20 protein-coding genes are annotated in these 13,983 nt (G+C 75.9%); 15 read left to right on the forward strand and 5 right to left on the reverse strand.

Going from position 1 to position 13,983, the window contains the following annotated elements:
* The first annotated feature begins 53 nt into the window (after positions 1-53).
* Both clpS and CHC04_RS22640 read left to right on the forward strand, forming a co-directional pair.
* The gene (gene clpS, locus CHC04_RS22635) at positions 54-350 is read left to right on the forward strand and encodes an ATP-dependent Clp protease adapter ClpS (protein WP_217897514.1); all 297 of its coding nucleotides are present in this window, start codon (positions 54-56) and stop codon (positions 348-350) included.
* Positions 347-844, forward strand: coding sequence for a DUF2017 family protein (locus CHC04_RS22640; RefSeq protein WP_089406220.1), 498 nt, complete (start codon positions 347-349; stop codon positions 842-844). The genes clpS and CHC04_RS22640 overlap by 4 nt, the downstream gene beginning before the upstream one ends.
* Here CHC04_RS22640 and CHC04_RS22645 read toward each other — a convergent pair.
* Positions 783-1,139 carry a hypothetical protein gene (locus CHC04_RS22645; protein ID WP_089406221.1) on the reverse strand — a complete coding sequence of 119 codons (357 nt, stop codon included), beginning with the start codon at positions 1,137-1,139 and terminating at the stop codon, positions 783-785. The genes CHC04_RS22640 and CHC04_RS22645 overlap by 62 nt on opposite strands.
* Before the next feature lie 75 nt (positions 1,140-1,214).
* Here CHC04_RS22645 and CHC04_RS22650 point away from each other — a divergent pair, with 75 nt between their 5' ends.
* The 7 genes from CHC04_RS22650 (at position 1,215) to CHC04_RS22680 (ending at position 6,154) form a co-directional block, all read left to right on the forward strand.
* Positions 1,215-1,688: a M67 family metallopeptidase gene (locus CHC04_RS22650; RefSeq protein WP_089406222.1), complete on the forward strand. Its 474-nt coding sequence runs from the start codon at positions 1,215-1,217 to the stop codon at positions 1,686-1,688.
* A 162-nt stretch (positions 1,689-1,850) separates the two neighbouring features.
* Positions 1,851-2,129, forward strand: a complete 279-nt coding sequence (locus CHC04_RS22655; protein ID WP_089406223.1) for a MoaD/ThiS family protein — start codon at positions 1,851-1,853, stop codon at positions 2,127-2,129.
* Between the two features lie 46 nt (positions 2,130-2,175).
* Positions 2,176-3,126, forward strand: a complete 951-nt coding sequence (locus CHC04_RS22660) for a PLP-dependent cysteine synthase family protein (protein WP_089406224.1) — start codon at positions 2,176-2,178, stop codon at positions 3,124-3,126.
* Between the two features lie 26 nt (positions 3,127-3,152).
* The gene (locus CHC04_RS22665) at positions 3,153-3,779 is read left to right on the forward strand and encodes an HAD-IA family hydrolase (protein ID WP_281252271.1); all 627 of its coding nucleotides are present in this window, start codon (positions 3,153-3,155) and stop codon (positions 3,777-3,779) included.
* Positions 3,780-3,833: 54 nt separating this feature from the next.
* Entirely contained in the window at positions 3,834-4,571 is a 738-nt protein-coding gene (locus tag CHC04_RS22670; RefSeq protein ID WP_089406225.1) for an MBL fold metallo-hydrolase, read from the forward strand.
* A 42-nt stretch (positions 4,572-4,613) separates the two neighbouring features.
* Positions 4,614-5,567 (forward strand): DNA polymerase domain-containing protein, encoded by a 954-nt coding sequence (locus tag CHC04_RS22675; RefSeq protein ID WP_089406226.1) that lies wholly within the window; start codon positions 4,614-4,616, stop codon positions 5,565-5,567.
* 101 nt (positions 5,568-5,668) lie between these two features.
* Positions 5,669-6,154, forward strand: a complete 486-nt coding sequence (locus CHC04_RS22680) for a DUF4262 domain-containing protein (protein WP_089406227.1) — start codon at positions 5,669-5,671, stop codon at positions 6,152-6,154.
* A gap of 16 nt (positions 6,155-6,170) precedes the next feature.
* Here CHC04_RS22680 and bcp read toward each other — a convergent pair whose 3' ends face one another.
* Positions 6,171-6,659, reverse strand: coding sequence for a thioredoxin-dependent thiol peroxidase (gene bcp / locus CHC04_RS22685; RefSeq protein WP_089406228.1), 489 nt, complete (start codon positions 6,657-6,659; stop codon positions 6,171-6,173).
* Between the two features lie 48 nt (positions 6,660-6,707).
* Positions 6,708-7,112 (reverse strand): YjbQ family protein, encoded by a 405-nt coding sequence (locus tag CHC04_RS22690; protein WP_089406280.1) that lies wholly within the window; start codon positions 7,110-7,112, stop codon positions 6,708-6,710.
* A 169-nt stretch (positions 7,113-7,281) separates the two neighbouring features.
* Here CHC04_RS22690 and rph point away from each other — a divergent pair, with 169 nt between their 5' ends.
* The 5 genes from rph (at position 7,282) to CHC04_RS24405 (ending at position 11,294) form a co-directional block, all read left to right on the forward strand.
* Positions 7,282-8,004 (forward strand): ribonuclease PH, encoded by a 723-nt coding sequence (rph, locus tag CHC04_RS22695; RefSeq protein ID WP_089406229.1) that lies wholly within the window; start codon positions 7,282-7,284, stop codon positions 8,002-8,004.
* A complete protein-coding gene (rdgB, locus tag CHC04_RS22700) occupies positions 8,001-8,609 on the forward strand; it encodes an RdgB/HAM1 family non-canonical purine NTP pyrophosphatase (RefSeq protein WP_089406230.1) in 609 nt (202 codons plus the stop codon). Before rph ends, rdgB begins: the two co-directional genes overlap by 4 nt.
* Before the next feature lie 80 nt (positions 8,610-8,689).
* Complete coding sequence (locus CHC04_RS22705) at positions 8,690-9,775, forward strand: HPP family protein (protein WP_089406231.1); 1,086 nt, start codon at positions 8,690-8,692, stop codon at positions 9,773-9,775.
* 90 nt (positions 9,776-9,865) lie between these two features.
* Positions 9,866-11,083, forward strand: a complete 1,218-nt coding sequence (locus CHC04_RS22710) for a glycosyltransferase family 2 protein (protein ID WP_089406232.1) — start codon at positions 9,866-9,868, stop codon at positions 11,081-11,083.
* 49 nt (positions 11,084-11,132) lie between these two features.
* The gene (locus tag CHC04_RS24405; protein ID WP_176450154.1) at positions 11,133-11,294 is read left to right on the forward strand and encodes a hypothetical protein; all 162 of its coding nucleotides are present in this window, start codon (positions 11,133-11,135) and stop codon (positions 11,292-11,294) included.
* 4 nt (positions 11,295-11,298) lie between these two features.
* On the opposite strand, the gene CHC04_RS22715 is transcribed toward CHC04_RS24405, so the two are convergent.
* On the reverse strand, positions 11,299-12,201 hold the full coding sequence (locus CHC04_RS22715) for a hypothetical protein (protein WP_089406233.1): 903 nt from the start codon (positions 12,199-12,201) through the stop codon (positions 11,299-11,301).
* Positions 12,202-12,412: 211 nt separating this feature from the next.
* Here CHC04_RS22715 and CHC04_RS22720 point away from each other — a divergent pair, with 211 nt between their 5' ends.
* Positions 12,413-13,333, forward strand: coding sequence for a DUF6910 family protein (locus CHC04_RS22720; RefSeq protein ID WP_089406281.1), 921 nt, complete (start codon positions 12,413-12,415; stop codon positions 13,331-13,333).
* A gap of 9 nt (positions 13,334-13,342) precedes the next feature.
* Here the strand turns inward: CHC04_RS22720 and CHC04_RS22725 are convergent, their stop codons facing one another.
* Complete coding sequence (locus tag CHC04_RS22725; RefSeq protein ID WP_089406234.1) at positions 13,343-13,954, reverse strand: class I SAM-dependent methyltransferase; 612 nt, start codon at positions 13,952-13,954, stop codon at positions 13,343-13,345.
* Between the last annotated feature and the right edge of the window lie 29 nt (positions 13,955-13,983).

Consider the following 13,983-nt stretch of genomic DNA (forward strand, 5'->3'; position numbering starts at 1 on the left):
TCGCGGCGCCCGCACCGGGGGAGGCGGGGCAGCGGCCGTCCTATGGTGGTCCCGTGGCCGGACCACTCGCCCCGAGCCGGACGACCGACCCCACGGTCGAGGAGGTCGAGGACCTCGACCGCCCGTGGGTGACCATCGTCTGGAACGACCCCGTGAACCTCATGACCTACGTGACCCACGTGCTGCGCGAGCTGTTCGGGTACGACGAGCCCACGGCGACCACCCTCATGCTGCAGGTGCACAACGACGGCAAGGCCGTGGTCAGCTCCGGCCCCCGGGAGCGGATGGAGCACGACACCAGCCGGCTGCACGCCTACGGCCTGTGGGCCACCTACCAGCAGGACGCATGAGACCGTTCCGCAGGAAGGGGCAGGACGTCGTCGCGCGGCTGGAGCCGGCCGAGTCCGGCGTCCTGGGGCTGCTGCTCGACCAGCTCGAGCAGCTGCTGACCGCCGACCCCGACGACGTCGACGGCGACCCGGTGATGGCCCGGCTGCTGCCGGCCGGGCACCGCAGCGACCCCGAGCTGGCCGCGGACTACCGCGGGCTGACCGAGACCGCGCTGCGCAGCGGCAAGACCGACGACCTGGCCGCCGTCCGCGCCACCCTGCCCGACGGCGGCGGGGAGGTGCGGCTGGACCCGGAGCAGGCCGGTGCCTGGCTGCGCACCACCAACGACCTGCGGCTGGCGCTGGGGGAGCGGATCGGCGTCACCGAGGAGACCGAGCCGCCGGAGGACCCGGTCGGCGACGAGGGGCAGCAGCTGGCCGTCTACTACTGGCTCACCGCGTTGCAGGGGTCGCTCGTCGACGCGGTCGCCGCCGCGCGCGACGCCCGAAGGTGAGCAGCACCAGCGTCGCCAGCAGCAGGTCGAGCAGGAAGAACACCGGGACCAGCCCGGGCAGCTCGAGGTCGCGGACCGCCGCCCCGACGGCGGAGACGAGCGTGACCGCGGTGAGGGCGAGCACCAGCAGCAGCACCAGCAGGCGGACGGTGACCAGCAGCACCAGCGAGGCGCGGTCGGCGGAGACGTCGCTGCTGTAGTGACCGCTGCGCAGGGCCAGCCCCCGGGCGCCCAGCCACAGCGCCGGCAGCGCGACGAGCAGCACCCCGGCGACCATGAGCAGCTCGACCACCACGGGTCCGCACGCTAGCGGTCGGCGGCCGGGCGACCGTCGTCCGGGAGCGGCGGGGACGCCGCCTAGACTGGTGGCGTGCTGCGCATCGACCGCGCGACCTACGACGCCATCGTGGCCCACGCCCGGGAGGACCACCCGGACGAGGCCTGCGGCGTCGTCGCCGGACCCGAGGGCAGCGACCGTCCCGAGCGCTTCGTCCCGATGCTCAACGCCGCCCGGTCGCCGACGTTCTACGAGTTCGACTCGGCCGACCTGCTGCGCCTCTACCGGGACATGGACGACCGGGGCGAGGAGCCGGTGGTGATCTACCACTCACACACCGCCACCGAGGCGTTCCCGTCGCGCACCGACGTCAGCTACGCCTCCGAGCCGAACGCGCACTACGTCCTCGTCTCCACCCGGCACCACGGCCGGGAGACCGGCCTGGCCGGGGACGAGGTCGAGTTCCGCAGCTTCCGCATCGTCGACGGCGAGGTGAGCGAGGAGGACGTCGAGGTCGTCGAGTCCTACCTGTTCGGCCACTCGCCGACCACCGTCGTCTACGACTGAGCAAGGACCCCCTCGCCCCCCACGACGCGCTCCGCACGCCGCGGGGCCCCGCGAGGGGGCCGACCGGACGGAATCACCGCCCGGTCCCCGGCGTTACCTCCACCGACACGCGCCCCGAGGCGCTCCCGCACGTCCCCGTCCCCCCGAGGAGAACCGCACGCCATGGCCATCGAGGTCCGGATCCCGACCATCCTGCGCACCCACACCGGCGGCAACAAGACCGTCGAGGGCAGCGGGGACACCCTGGCCGCGCTCGTCGACGACCTCGACGCCAAGCACCCCGGCCTCAAGGGCCGCCTGGTGACCGAGGAGGGCAAGCTGCACCGCTTCGTCAACGTCTACGTCAACGACGAGGACGTGCGGTTCACCGGCGCGCTGGACACCCAGGTCAAGGACGGCGACTCCGTCACCATCCTCCCGGCGGTCGCCGGCGGCTGCTGAGACAGCGCCGCACCGTCCCGCCCCGACTCCCGGAAGAGCCCTGCGCATGGCCCGCTTCGCCTCCCTGCTCGACTCGCTCGGCGGCACCCCGCTGGTCGGGTTGCCGAACCTGTCGCCGACGCAGGACGTGCGGCTGTGGGCCAAGCTCGAGGACCACAACCCCACCGGGTCGATCAAGGACCGCGCCGCGATCTCGATGATCGAGGCGGCGGAGAAGGACGGGTCGCTCACCCCGGGCGCCACCATCCTGGAGCCGACCAGCGGCAACACCGGCATCTCGCTGGCGATGGTGGCCCGGCAGCGCGGCTACCGGCTGGTGTGCGTCATGCCGGAGAACACCTCCGTCGAGCGCCGCCAGCTGCTGGAGATGTACGGGGCGCGGATCATCAGCTCCCCGGCCGCCGGCGGCTCGAACCAGGCCGTGGCGATGGCCAAGGAGCTGGCCGCCGAGCACGACGACTGGGTGATGCTCTACCAGTACGGCAACCCGGCCAACGCCGAGGCGCACTACACCGGCACCGCCCCGGAGATCCTCGCGGACCTGCCCTCGATCACCCACTTCGTCGCCGGCCTGGGCACCACCGGCACGCTGATGGGCTGCTCGCGCTACTTCCGCGAGCACAAGCCCGGGGTGCAGGTCATCGCCGCCGAGCCGCGCTACGGCGAGCTGGTCTACGGGCTGCGCAACATCGACGAGGGCTTCATCCCCGAGCTCTACGACCCCGAACTGCTCGACTCGCGGTTCTCCGTGGGCCCCGAGGACGCCCTGCACCGCACCCGCCAGCTCGTGGAGCGCGAGGGCATCTTCGCCGGGATCTCGACCGGCGCCATCCTGCACGCGGCGCTGGGCGTCGCCGACCGCGAGGTCGCCGCCGGGCGCCGGGCCGACATCGTGTTCGTCGTCTGCGACGGCGGCTGGAAGTACCTGTCCACCGGCGCCTACGCCGGCACGCTGGAGGAGGCCACCTCCGCCCTGGAGGGCCAGCTCTGGGCCTGAACCGGCAGATCCCCGCGAGGGGCCTGCTGTTCGACAACGACGGCGTCCTGGTCGACTCCGACGCCGCGGTCACCGCCTCCTGGTCGCGCTGGGCCGCCGAGCACGACCTCGTCCCGGCCGAGGTGCTGGCCGTCGTCCACGGGCGGCGGTCGGCCGACACCGTCGCCGCGCTGGTCCCGGAGTCGCGGCGGGCCGCCGCGACGGCGCTCATCGACCGCTTCGAGCTCGAGGACGCCGGGACGGTGCCCGCCGTCGCGGGCGCGGCCGAGCTGCTGGCGTCCCTGCCGCCGGCGGTCTGGGCGGTCGTCACCTCCGGCACACCCGAGCTGGCCGCAGCCCGGCTGCGCGCCGCCGGCCTGCCGCTGCCCGGCGCACTGGTCAGCGGCTCCGACGTGCGCACCGGCAAGCCCGACCCCGAGGGCTACCTGCTCGGCGCCCGCCTGCTGGGCGTGCCGCCGGAGGAGACCGTCGTGGTCGAGGACAGCCCGGCCGGCATCGCCGCGGGCCGGGCGGCCGGCGCGCGCGTCCTCGGCGTCGGGCAGCGGGCGCTGGGGGCCGGTGCCGACGTCGTCGTCACCGACCTGACCGGGCTGTCCTGGGCCGACGGCGTGCTGTCGGTGCCCGCGGACCGCCTGCTGCAGCCCGGCGGCTAGCCTGACGCCCGCCATGGGGAGCGAGCAGGGGACCGCCGGTCAGGGACGTGCGGCGTGAGGCTGACGGTGGTCGGCTGCTCGGGCAGCGGCCCCGGCCCGTCGTCGGCCGCCTCCTGCTACCTCGTCGAGCACGACGGGTTCCGGCTGCTGCTCGACCTCGGCAACGGCGCGTTCGGCGCGCTGCAGGCGCTCGCCGACCCCGACACCGTCGACGCGGTCTACCTGTCCCACCTGCACGGCGACCACTGCCTCGACGTCGTCCCGATGGTCGTCTGGCACCGCTACTCCGGCCGTTCCTCGCGCCGTCGCGTGCCGCTGATCGCCCCCGCCGGCGCCCAGGAGCGGCTGCAGCAGGTCTACGACTCCGGTGGCGCCCCGCTGACCGATGTCTTCGACTTCGCCGTCACCCCGGTCTCGGCCCTGCTCGGGCCGTTCACCGTGCAGACCACGCGCACCGCGCACCCGGTCGAGTGCCACGCCGTGCGGCTGACCGCGCACGGCTCCTCGCTGGTCTACACCGGGGACACCGGCCCCAGCCGGGCCGTGGTCGACCTGGCCCGCGGTGCGGACGTGCTGCTGGCCGAGGCCGCCCAGCCCGAGGGTGACGACCAGCCCCGCGACCTGCACCTGACCGGCCGCCAGGCCGGCGAGGCCGCGGCCGCCGCGCAGGTGCGCCGGCTGCTGGTCACCCACGTCCCGGCCTGGGTGGACCCCGTCGCGCAGCTGGCCGCCGCCCGGTCGGTGTTCCCCGCCGCCGAGCTCGTCCGGCCCGGCGTCACCTACGAGGTGTAGGACAGGCTTGCCCGTCCTGCCCGGGGCGGGCACGGTGGCCGGGTGGTCGACGACGAACGGGACGGCGTCCGGCTGACCAGCCTCGACGCGCCGCTGGGCGACGGGCTCGAGGTCACCAAGGGCGACCTCCTCGACCACCTCGACCGCTTCGCCGACCGCCTGGTGCCCCAGCTGGCCGGCCGGCCCCTGACGGTGAAGCGGGTGCGCCCGGGCCAGCAGCCGTTCGTGCAGCGCGACGTCCCCAAGGGCGCCCCCGGCTGGGTGCGCACCGTCCCCGTCTGGTCCTTCGGCGCGCACCGCGAGGTGCACCAGGTGCTCTGCGACGACCGCCGCACGCTGCTGTGGCTGGCCAACCAGCGCGCCGTGGAGTTCCACGTCCCCTTCTCCCGCGCCGGAGCGGAGACCGAGCCGACCGGGATCGTGCTCGACCTCGACCCGCCCGAGGACGCCGGGTTCGACGTCGTGGTGCAGGCGGCGGACCTGGTGCGGCGGGCGCTGGCCGACAGCGGGCTCGCGGGGGCGGTCAAGACCAGCGGGTCCAAGGGCGTGCACGTCGTCGTCCCGGTGAGCGGCGTGGGTCCCGAGGACGCCGCCGCCGCCACCCGCGCGCTGGCCGCCCGCGCCGCGGCGCTGGACCCCGACCTGGCGACCACCGCCTACATCAAGGAGGACCGGCACGGCCGGGTCTTCCTCGACTCCACCCGCTCGGGCTCCTCGACGATCGTCGCCGCCTACAGCCCGCGGATCCGCCCCGGCCTGCCGGTGTCGGCGCCGGTCGCCTGGGCGGACCTGCCGGCGCTGCGGCCCGGGGACGTCACCGTGCGGACGGCGGCGCAGCGGCTGGGCGACGGCGACCCGTGGACGGCGCTGCTGCCGGGCCCGCAGGACCTGCCCGCCGACCTGGTGACCGAGGGGCACACGATCCCGGTCGCCCGGGTGGCCGCGATGCACGAGGGCAAACGGCGGGCGCGGGCCAAGCGGGCCGCCGGGGACTGAGGCACCGACGATCCGGGCGCCGTCGTCCACAGCCGGCCCGCCCGTCCACCGCCGGGCCGGCGTTCCGGCGTCCTGTCGGTGCCCGGTCGCAGGCTCCTGGCATGACCACCGACCCGCAGACCACCGCCTGGCTCGACCAGGAGGACGCCCACCTCGCCGCCGTCATCCGCCGCGCGCGCTTCGCCGTGCAGTACGTGGGGCCGGGTGACCTGCCCGACGAGCCCGCCTTCGGCTACACCATCGGGCTGTTCGGGCTGGGGCACCCGGAGCTGGTGGTCGCCGGGCTGGGCGCCACGGCCACCCACGGGCTGCTCGACGCGGTGGCCGGGGAGGTCGTCGGCGGCCGGTCGCTGGTCCCCGGCGAGCTGCTCGAGGGGGCCGGCGGCCGGGCCGACCTGGTGGTGGAGCAGTGCCCGAACCCCGGGGAGGTCCTGCTCGGTGCCAACCGCTGGTACCGGCGGCCGCCGGAGTACTCCGTGCCGGCCCTGCAGCTGACGTGGGCCTCGCCGCCGGGCTGCTTCCCGTGGGACGCGGGCTGGGACGGCGGCCGCTCCGGCCAGCCGCGGCCGGGCACCTGGACGGCCTGACCCCGTGGGCCGGTGGTCAGGCCAGCCCGAGGTCGCGGCGCAGCTTGGCCACGTGCCCGGTGGCCTTCACGTTGTAGGCCGCCCGCTCGACCCGTCCCTCGGCGTCGACGACGAACGTCGAGCGGATCACGCCCTGGACCTCCTTGCCGTACATCTTCTTGGTGCCGAACGCGCCGTAGGCGGTGAGCACCCGCTTGTCCGGATCGGAGACCAGGGTGATGCCCAGGCCCTCCTGCTCACGGAAGCGCTGCAGCTTCTCCGGCGGGTCGGGCGAGATGCCGATGATGTCGAGCCCGGCCTCGGCGAGCTCCCCGGCGGCGGCGGTGAAGTCGACCGCCTGGGTGGTGCAGCCGGGGGTCAGCGCGGCGGGGTAGCAGTAGACGATCACCCGGCGGCCGCGGTGGTCGGCGAGCGAGACCGGCCGGCCGTCGGCGTCGGGCAGCGTGAAGTCCGGCGCCGGGTCACCGGGCGCGAGGCGGACGGGAGCGGGCGCGGTCTCGGTCATGCCCGGCATCCTGCCGTGCCGGGCACGCCGGCCACAGCCAGGGGCGCGTCAGCCGCGCAGGAACGACAGCCGCACGTGGCGCTGCGGGTTGTCCCGGTTGGGGTCGACCAGGCAGATGCGCTGCCAGGTGCCCAGCTGCAGGCGGCCCTCGAGCACGGGCACCGTGGCGTGCGGCGGCACGAACGCCGGCAGCACGTGATCGCGGCCGTGCCCGGGACTGCCGTGCCGGTGCCGCCAGCGGTCGTCGCGGGGGAGCAGCTCGTCGAGCTGGGCGAGCAGGTCGTCGTCGCTGCCGGAGCCGGTCTCGATGATCGCCAGCCCCGCGGTGGCGTGCGGGACGAACACCTGCAGCAGCCCGTCGCCCTCGCCGCGGACGAACTCCTCGCACTCCCCGGTCAGGTCCACCACCGCCGGCACCCCGCCGGTCCGCACCGTCCGCAGCTCCGATCGCATGACGACATCGTCGTCCTGCCGGACGAACCGCGGCCACGTGCCCTCCCCGGCCGCCGCGGAGCCGGACCGCCGCCCCGTCGCGGGACCCTCCGGGCTCCACTCCTCGACGGCATCGTGCGACCTCGACAGGGGGGAGCGGTCACCGCCGGCGTCGATAGGCTCGGCGTCCGTGACCCGCCCCGACGGCCGCACGGCCGACCAGCTCCGCCCGGTGACCATCACCCGCCACTGGCTCGACCACGCCGAGGGCTCGGTGCTCGTCGAGTTCGGCCGCACCCGCGTGCTGTGCGCCGCCAGCGTCACCGAGGGCGTCCCGCGCTGGCGCCGGGGATCGGGGCTGGGCTGGGTCACCGCCGAGTACGCGATGCTGCCGCGGGCCACCCACACCCGCGGCGACCGCGAGTCGGTCAAGGGACGCATCGGCGGGCGCACCCACGAGATCAGCCGGCTCGTCGGCCGCTCGCTGCGCGCCGCGGTCGACCTCGGCGCGCTCGGGGAGAACAGCATCGCCATCGACTGCGACGTCCTGCAGGCCGACGGCGGCACCCGGACGGCGGCCGTCACCGGCGCCTACGTCGCCCTCGCCGACGCCGTCGGCTGGCTGGCCGACCGGAGGAAGCTGGCGAAGAAGACCGCGCTCGTGCAGTCGGTGGCCGCGGTGAGCGTGGGCGTCGTCGACGGCGAGCCCCGGCTGGACCTCGCCTACGAGGAGGACGTGAAGGCCGGCACCGACATGAACGTCGTCTGCACCGGCGAGGGCGGGTTCGTCGAGGTGCAGGGCACCGCCGAGGGCGCCGTCTTCGACCGGGCCACCCTCGACCGGCTGCTCGACCTCGCCGTCGCCGGCTGCGCCGACCTCACCCGCGTCCAGACCGAGGCCCTCGCGCGATGACCCGACTGCTCCTCGCCACCCGCAACGCCGGCAAGCTCGCCGAGCTCCAGCGCCTGCTGGCCGGCGCCGTCCCCGGCGTGCAGGTCGTCGGCCTGCGCGACGTCCCCGACTACCCCGAGGCCCCCGAGACCGGCGCCACCTTCGCCGAGAACGCGCTGCTCAAGGCCCGCGAGGCGGTCCGGTACACCGGCCTGCCCGCCGTCGCCGACGACTCCGGCATCGCCGTCGACGCCCTCAACGGCATGCCCGGCGTGCTCTCGGCGCGCTGGTCGGGCCGGCACGGCGACGACCCGGCGAACACCGCGCTGCTGCTGGCCCAGCTCGCCGACGTCCCCGACGAGCGGCGCGGCGCGGCCTTCGTCTGCGCCGCCGCCCTCGTCACCCCCGACGGCGCCGAGTCGGTGCTGGAACGGCAGTGGCGGGGCCGGGTGGTGCGCGAGCCGCGCGGCAGCAACGGCTTCGGCTACGACCCGGTCTTCCGGCCCGACGGCCTGGAGGTCACCGCCGCCGAGCTCGAGCCCGCGGAGAAGGACGCCCGCAGCCACCGGGGGCAGGCCTTCGCCGCGCTGGTCCCGGAGGTGGCGCGGGTCCTGCGCGCCGCCTGAGAGCCCTCCGGGCGACCGCCGGCCGACGTAGGGTGCCGCCCGCGACGGGCACGGGCGCCCGCGGGAGGAACGGGGGCCGCGTGGACCGGCGGGTGTGGATCGGGGCGCTGCGACCGGGACCGGTCGGCTACCGGCGCACCGAGGTGCTGCGCGGAGGGCTCGGCGCGCTGCTGGGCATCGCGCTGGCCGGGGTCAGCGCGCACGCGGTCCCGGGCGGGCCGGTGGGCCTGCCCTGGATCGTCGCGCCGATGGGCGCCACCGCCGTCCTGCTCTTCGCCGCGCCCGCCAGCCCGCTGGCCCAGCCCTGGCCGGTGCTCGTGGGCAACACGCTGTCCACGCTCGTCGGCGTCGCCGCCGGCAAGCTGCTCGACGACGTCACGCTGGCCGCCGCCGTCGCCGTCGGGGTGGCGATCCCGGTGATGATGCTGCTGCGCTGCGTGCACCCCCCGGGCGGGGCGTGCGCGCTGTTCGCCGCCGTCGGCACCGCCGCGGTGGCCGACCACGGCTGGGCGTTCGCGCTGTGGCCGGTCGGCGTCGACACCGTCGTGCTGCTGGCGGTCGCGACGCTGGTCAACAACCTCACCGGCCGGCCCTACCCGCACGTGCCCGACCCCCCGGCGCCGCCACCGGGCACCGACCCCCCGCCGACCAGCCGGGTCGGGTTGCAGCCCGAGGACGTCCGCGCCGCGATGGAGCGCCTCGACCGCGGCCTCGACGTCATGCCCGGCGACGTGCTGGCGCTGGTCCGCGACGCCGAGGCACACGCGCTCGACCGCCGGCTCGGGCAGCTGCGGGTCGGGGCGCTGATGGCCCGCGACGTCCGCACCGTGCAGCCGCAGGAGACGCTCTACCGCGCGCGGATGCTGATGAACCAGCACGCGGTCAAGGCGCTGCCGGTGGTCACCGGCGACGGGCACGTGGTCGGCATCGTCACCGTCCACGACCTGTTCAACACCGACATCGTGGCCTTCACCCCGGTGGCGGAGGTGATGACCAGCCCGGTGAGCACCGTCGGCGTCGACACGCCCGTCTCGGAGCTGGTCGGCCTCATGGCCGACCGGGGACTGCGCCACCTGCCGGTGGTCGACGACGACGGCCGGCTGGCCGGGATCGTCACGCGTGCGGAGCTGGTCGCCGTCCTGCACCGGGCCCTCGTCGGCTCCTGACCCCTCCGGGTGACCCCGGCCGGCCGGGCTCCACCGCCGCCGGCCGGCTGCCGAAGCCCTGCTCGATGACCGACGTCGGAGGGACACGGCATGGCGGAGGACAGCGGGACGGCGCGTGCCCGGCTGGTGGTGCTGATCCCGGCGCACGACGAGGCCGCGAACATCGGGGTCACGCTGACCGCGCTGCAGCAGCAGACCCGGCGTCCGGACCGGGTGGTCGTCATCGCCGACAACTGCAGCGACGACACGGTGGAGATCGCGCGGGCGCACGGCGCCGAGGTCTACGAGACGGTGGGCAACACCGACAAGAAGGCCGGCGCGCTCAACCAGGCCATCGTGCAGCGCTTCCGCCGCACCGCCGACAGTGACCGCCGCGGGGCCTCCGAGGACCCCCGGCGCGGCCCCGACCGCCGCCGTCCCCGGGCGGGCTGGGCCGACGGGGACGACGACGTCCCGGCCGGCACCTCACCCGACCTGCGCGACGACGACCACGTCCTGGTGATGGACGCCGACACCGAGCTCGCCCCGCGCTTCCTCGAGGTGGCCGCGGCCAGCCTCGACAGCTCGCCGCGGATCGGGGCGGCCGGCGGGCTGTTCTACGGCCACCCCGGCAGCGGCGTGCTGGGCCAGCTGCAGCGCAACGAGTACCTCCGCTACAGCCGCGACGTCGCCCGCACCGGCCGCGTCATGGTGCTCACCGGCACCGGCACGCTGTTCCGGGTGCGGGCGCTGCGGGAGGTCGCCGCGGCGCGCGGCAGCACGCTGCCGGGCACCCGCGGCCAGGTCTACGACACCCTCGCCCTCACCGAGGATAACGAGCTCACCCTCGCGCTGAAGAACCTCGGCTGGCGGCTGACCAGCCCGTCGGCGTGCGCGGTGGTCACCGAGATCATGCCGACCTGGGCGGACCTGTGGAAGCAGCGGATGCGGTGGCAGCGTGGTGCCCTGGAGAACCTGCGGCACTACGGCCTGTCCCGGGTCACCCTGCGCTACTGGGGACAGCAGGTGGGCATCGGCCTCGGCGTCCTGGCCTTCCAGGCCTACCTGCTGCTCACCGTGCTGGTCCTGGCCCGGGACGGCGGCCTGACCCTCGACCCGTTCTGGGGGTCGGTCGGCCTGGTCTTCCTCGCCGAGCGCCTGGTCACCGTCCGCCGTGGCGGGTGGCGCGCCCTGCTCCTGGCCCTGCCACTGCTGGTGGAGCTGGTCTACGACCTGTTCATCCAGGCGGTGTTCGTGCGCTCGCTGCTCGACGTCGTCCGCCGCCGCGAGGCCACCTGGCACCACGTCGCCGCACCGGCGACTCCCTGATCCCCGCCGCCGGCCCGGCGGCGACCCGACCCCCAGGAGGGAGGTGCACGTGTACAGCAAGGCGGGTTACGTGACCGCCAGCGGCGTGGGCGGCTCGACCGCCCTGGCCTACACCGGCTTCAACGCCCTGGCGTGGGTGGTAGCCGGCGTGACGCTGGTCTTCGCCGGGATGGCGCTGCTGAAGCTGGTCCCGCGCCGGTCGCGGGGCTGACGGGTCAGGACGCCGGCGCGGCTCCCGCGCCGCCGTCCGTCCCGGTCCCGGACTGCGATCCGGATCCCGAACCGGATCCCGAACCGGATCCCGAGCCGGATCCCGAACCGGATCCCGAGCCGGTCTGCGGTGCCTGCGTCGAGGGCTCGGCGGGAGCGGTCTGCCCGCTCCCGCCGTCCTCGTCGGACCCGGTGCCGTCCTCGCCGTCGCTCGGCGTGGCCGGCGCGGACTGCCCGGCCTCCTCCGGCTCCTCCGTGGGGGCCGTGGACTCCCCGGTGTCGTCGCCGGGCTGCGGGGTCTGCGTCGCGGGGGCCTCGGTGGGGGTCCCGTCGGCGGGGTCGGTCTCCGCCGGGTCCGACGGCGTGGTGTCCCGCGACGACGAGACGGTCGACAGCTCGCCGATCGTGGTGGACGACGACGAGTCCTCCGTGCCGCCGACCAGCGCCGACACCGGCTGCTTGCCGACCAGCTCGACGCCGGTGACGATCGCCATGGCGACCGCGAAGACGGCGACGGCGTACACCGCGACCCGCGACCAGCGGGGCCGGCGGCGCGGAGCCGGGGCGCGGCGCGGGTCGAGCGCGGCGGGCAGCACCTTGGTGGCGGCGGTGGCGTCGTCGGCGGCGGCAGGGGCCGGACGGGTGTCCTGCCGCTCGCGGGTCCGCTTCAGCCGCTCGGCGGTGCGGTCGAGGGAGGCGGTGTAGAGGGCCGACCCGACGGTGCTCACCACGCTGACGAGCGCCGCGCCGATGACGGTGCCGGCCACCCCGAAGAAGGAGGCGGCCACCGCGGCGGACACCGCGGCGAGGGCGCCGGCGACCACCTGCTTGACGGAGAGGGTGGTGCGCGGGGGCTTCTCGGGGGCCTGGTCGGGACGCGGCTGGATCTCGGTGCGCGGGGAGGACATGGGCTCCGACGGGGTCGAGGACGTGCAGGGAAGAGGACCACCCGGCGACCTCGTCGTAGCACCGGGCGGTCCGGTCGACACTACGTGGTCGCGGGTGGACCCGCAGTCGCGTTCCCGGGGGCCGGTGGCTCCCACCAGCGGGAACGCCGCCGGTGTGATCCTCGTCGCGGTCGGCCGCGTGGACCGGCCCGGCGCTGGGCACCGCTGCGGCGTGCGAGTGGGCATCACGGCGGTGCGGCGGCTCCGGTTCGACGACGGGACGCCGGTGACCGCGGCATCGGGCATCGCACCGCTCGGGGACGGCTGGCTCGTCGCCCAGGACGACGCCACGCACGCGGCCTGGCAGCGCCCGGACGGGGTGGCGCGCCTGCGCCTGCTGCCCCCCGTCGAGGGCCTCGACCGGTTCTCCGAGGCCGCGGGCACCAAGCACCTCAAGCCCGACCTCGAGGTGGCCTGCCCGGTGGAGGCCGACGGCCTCCCGGGCGTGCTGCTGCTGGGCTCCGGGTCGGCGGCGCGCCGCACCCGCGGCGTCCTCGTCACCCTCGACGGCGACCGGCCCGACGTGCGGGCCGCGGACCTCGCGCCGCTCTACGGCGCCGTCGCCGAGCGCCTCGGCGTGCCGGTCGCGCAGCTCAACCTGGAGGGCGCCAGCCGCGCGGGGGACGTGCTGCGCTGGTACCAGCGGGGCAACCTGGCCGCCGGCGTGGCCAACGCCGGGGTCGAGGTGCCGCTGGAGGCCCTGGTCGCCGTGCTGCTCGGCCGGGCCGGCGCCGGGACGGTGCCCCTGGGTGCCGCGCACGTCCTGGAGCTCGGGGAGGTGGCCGGCGTCGGCCTGGCGGTCACCGACGCGATCGCGCTGCCCGACGGCCGCGAGCTGCTCGCGGCCGCCGCCGAGGACACCCCCAACCCGGTCGACGACGGCCCGGTGGTGGCCACCGCCCTCGTGCTCGCCGACGGTGGCCGGGTGCTCGACGTGACGCCGCTGCCGGAGGTGGACGGCCAGGTGGTCAAGGTGGAGGGGCTGGCGCTGCGCGGGACCGACGGCGCCGCGGTGCACCTGGTCGCGGTGGTCGACGCCGACGACCCGGAGCTGCCCTCGCCGCAGGTGGACCTCACCGTCACCCCTGGCTGAGCGGCCGGGTCAGGCGGCGGCCCGCCCGCTGGTCATGAACCCGGCGACCCGCGGCACGCCCTCCTCGTACCAGCTCCTCGCCTCGGTGACCGCCAGCGGTGAGGCCGCCAGCAGGCCCGCGACGTCGTTGTCCAGGACACAGCCGGACACCACCCGGTTGACCGGGGTGCCGCGCCGCTGCCACCGCAGGACCGCGGGGTCCGGCGCCGCCCCGTGCTCGACGAAGTGCAGGACGCCCCCGGGCCGGAGCACGCGCGCCACCTCCGCCAGCGCGCGGCCGGCGTCGGGGATGCCGCAGAGGACCCAGGTGCACAGCGCCGAGTCGAAGCGGTCGTCGGGGAAGGGCAGGGCGCGGGCGTCGTCACCGGCGACGACGACCGGGACCGGGGACGCCGCGCGGCGCTCCTGCGACATCCGCAGCGCCGTGGCCGAGGGCTCCACCGCCCACACCCCGGTGACCGCCGGCGGCAGGTGGGGCTGGTTGAGCCCCGAGCCGTACCCGATCTCCAGCACGTCGCCGGTCAGCCCGGCGCAGACCCGTTCGCGGATCGGCCCGGTCAGCCGCGGCCCCAGGGCCCGGTCGAGCAGCCGGGGGCGGACGCACCGGCCGTAGATCCCCACGGGGTCGCAGGCTCCTCCCGGTGACCGGC

It is taken from the genome of Geodermatophilus saharensis, assembly GCF_900188205.1.
Taxonomy (GTDB): Bacteria; Actinomycetota; Actinomycetes; order Mycobacteriales; family Geodermatophilaceae; genus Geodermatophilus; species Geodermatophilus saharensis.

Bases quoted from the DNA above. Each gene is read 5' to 3' on its own strand.
- CHC04_RS22640 (WP_089406220.1), top strand. From the start codon at position 347: ATGAGACCGTTCCGCAGGAAGGGGCAGGACGTCGTCGCGCGGCTGGAG.
- CHC04_RS22655 (WP_089406223.1), top strand. From the start codon at position 1,851: ATGGCCATCGAGGTCCGGATCCCGACCATCCTGCGCACCCACACCGGC.
- CHC04_RS22660 (WP_089406224.1), top strand. From the start codon at position 2,176: ATGGCCCGCTTCGCCTCCCTGCTCGACTCGCTCGGCGGCACCCCGCTG.
- CHC04_RS22680 (WP_089406227.1), top strand. From the start codon at position 5,669: ATGACCACCGACCCGCAGACCACCGCCTGGCTCGACCAGGAGGACGCC.
- bcp (WP_089406228.1), bottom strand. From the start codon at position 6,659: ATGACCGAGACCGCGCCCGCTCCCGTCCGCCTCGCGCCCGGTGACCCG.
- CHC04_RS22690 (WP_089406280.1), bottom strand. From the start codon at position 7,112: ATGCGATCGGAGCTGCGGACGGTGCGGACCGGCGGGGTGCCGGCGGTG.
- rdgB (WP_089406230.1), top strand. From the start codon at position 8,001: ATGACCCGACTGCTCCTCGCCACCCGCAACGCCGGCAAGCTCGCCGAG.
- CHC04_RS22710 (WP_089406232.1), top strand. From the start codon at position 9,866: ATGGCGGAGGACAGCGGGACGGCGCGTGCCCGGCTGGTGGTGCTGATC.
- CHC04_RS22715 (WP_089406233.1), bottom strand. From the start codon at position 12,201: ATGTCCTCCCCGCGCACCGAGATCCAGCCGCGTCCCGACCAGGCCCCC.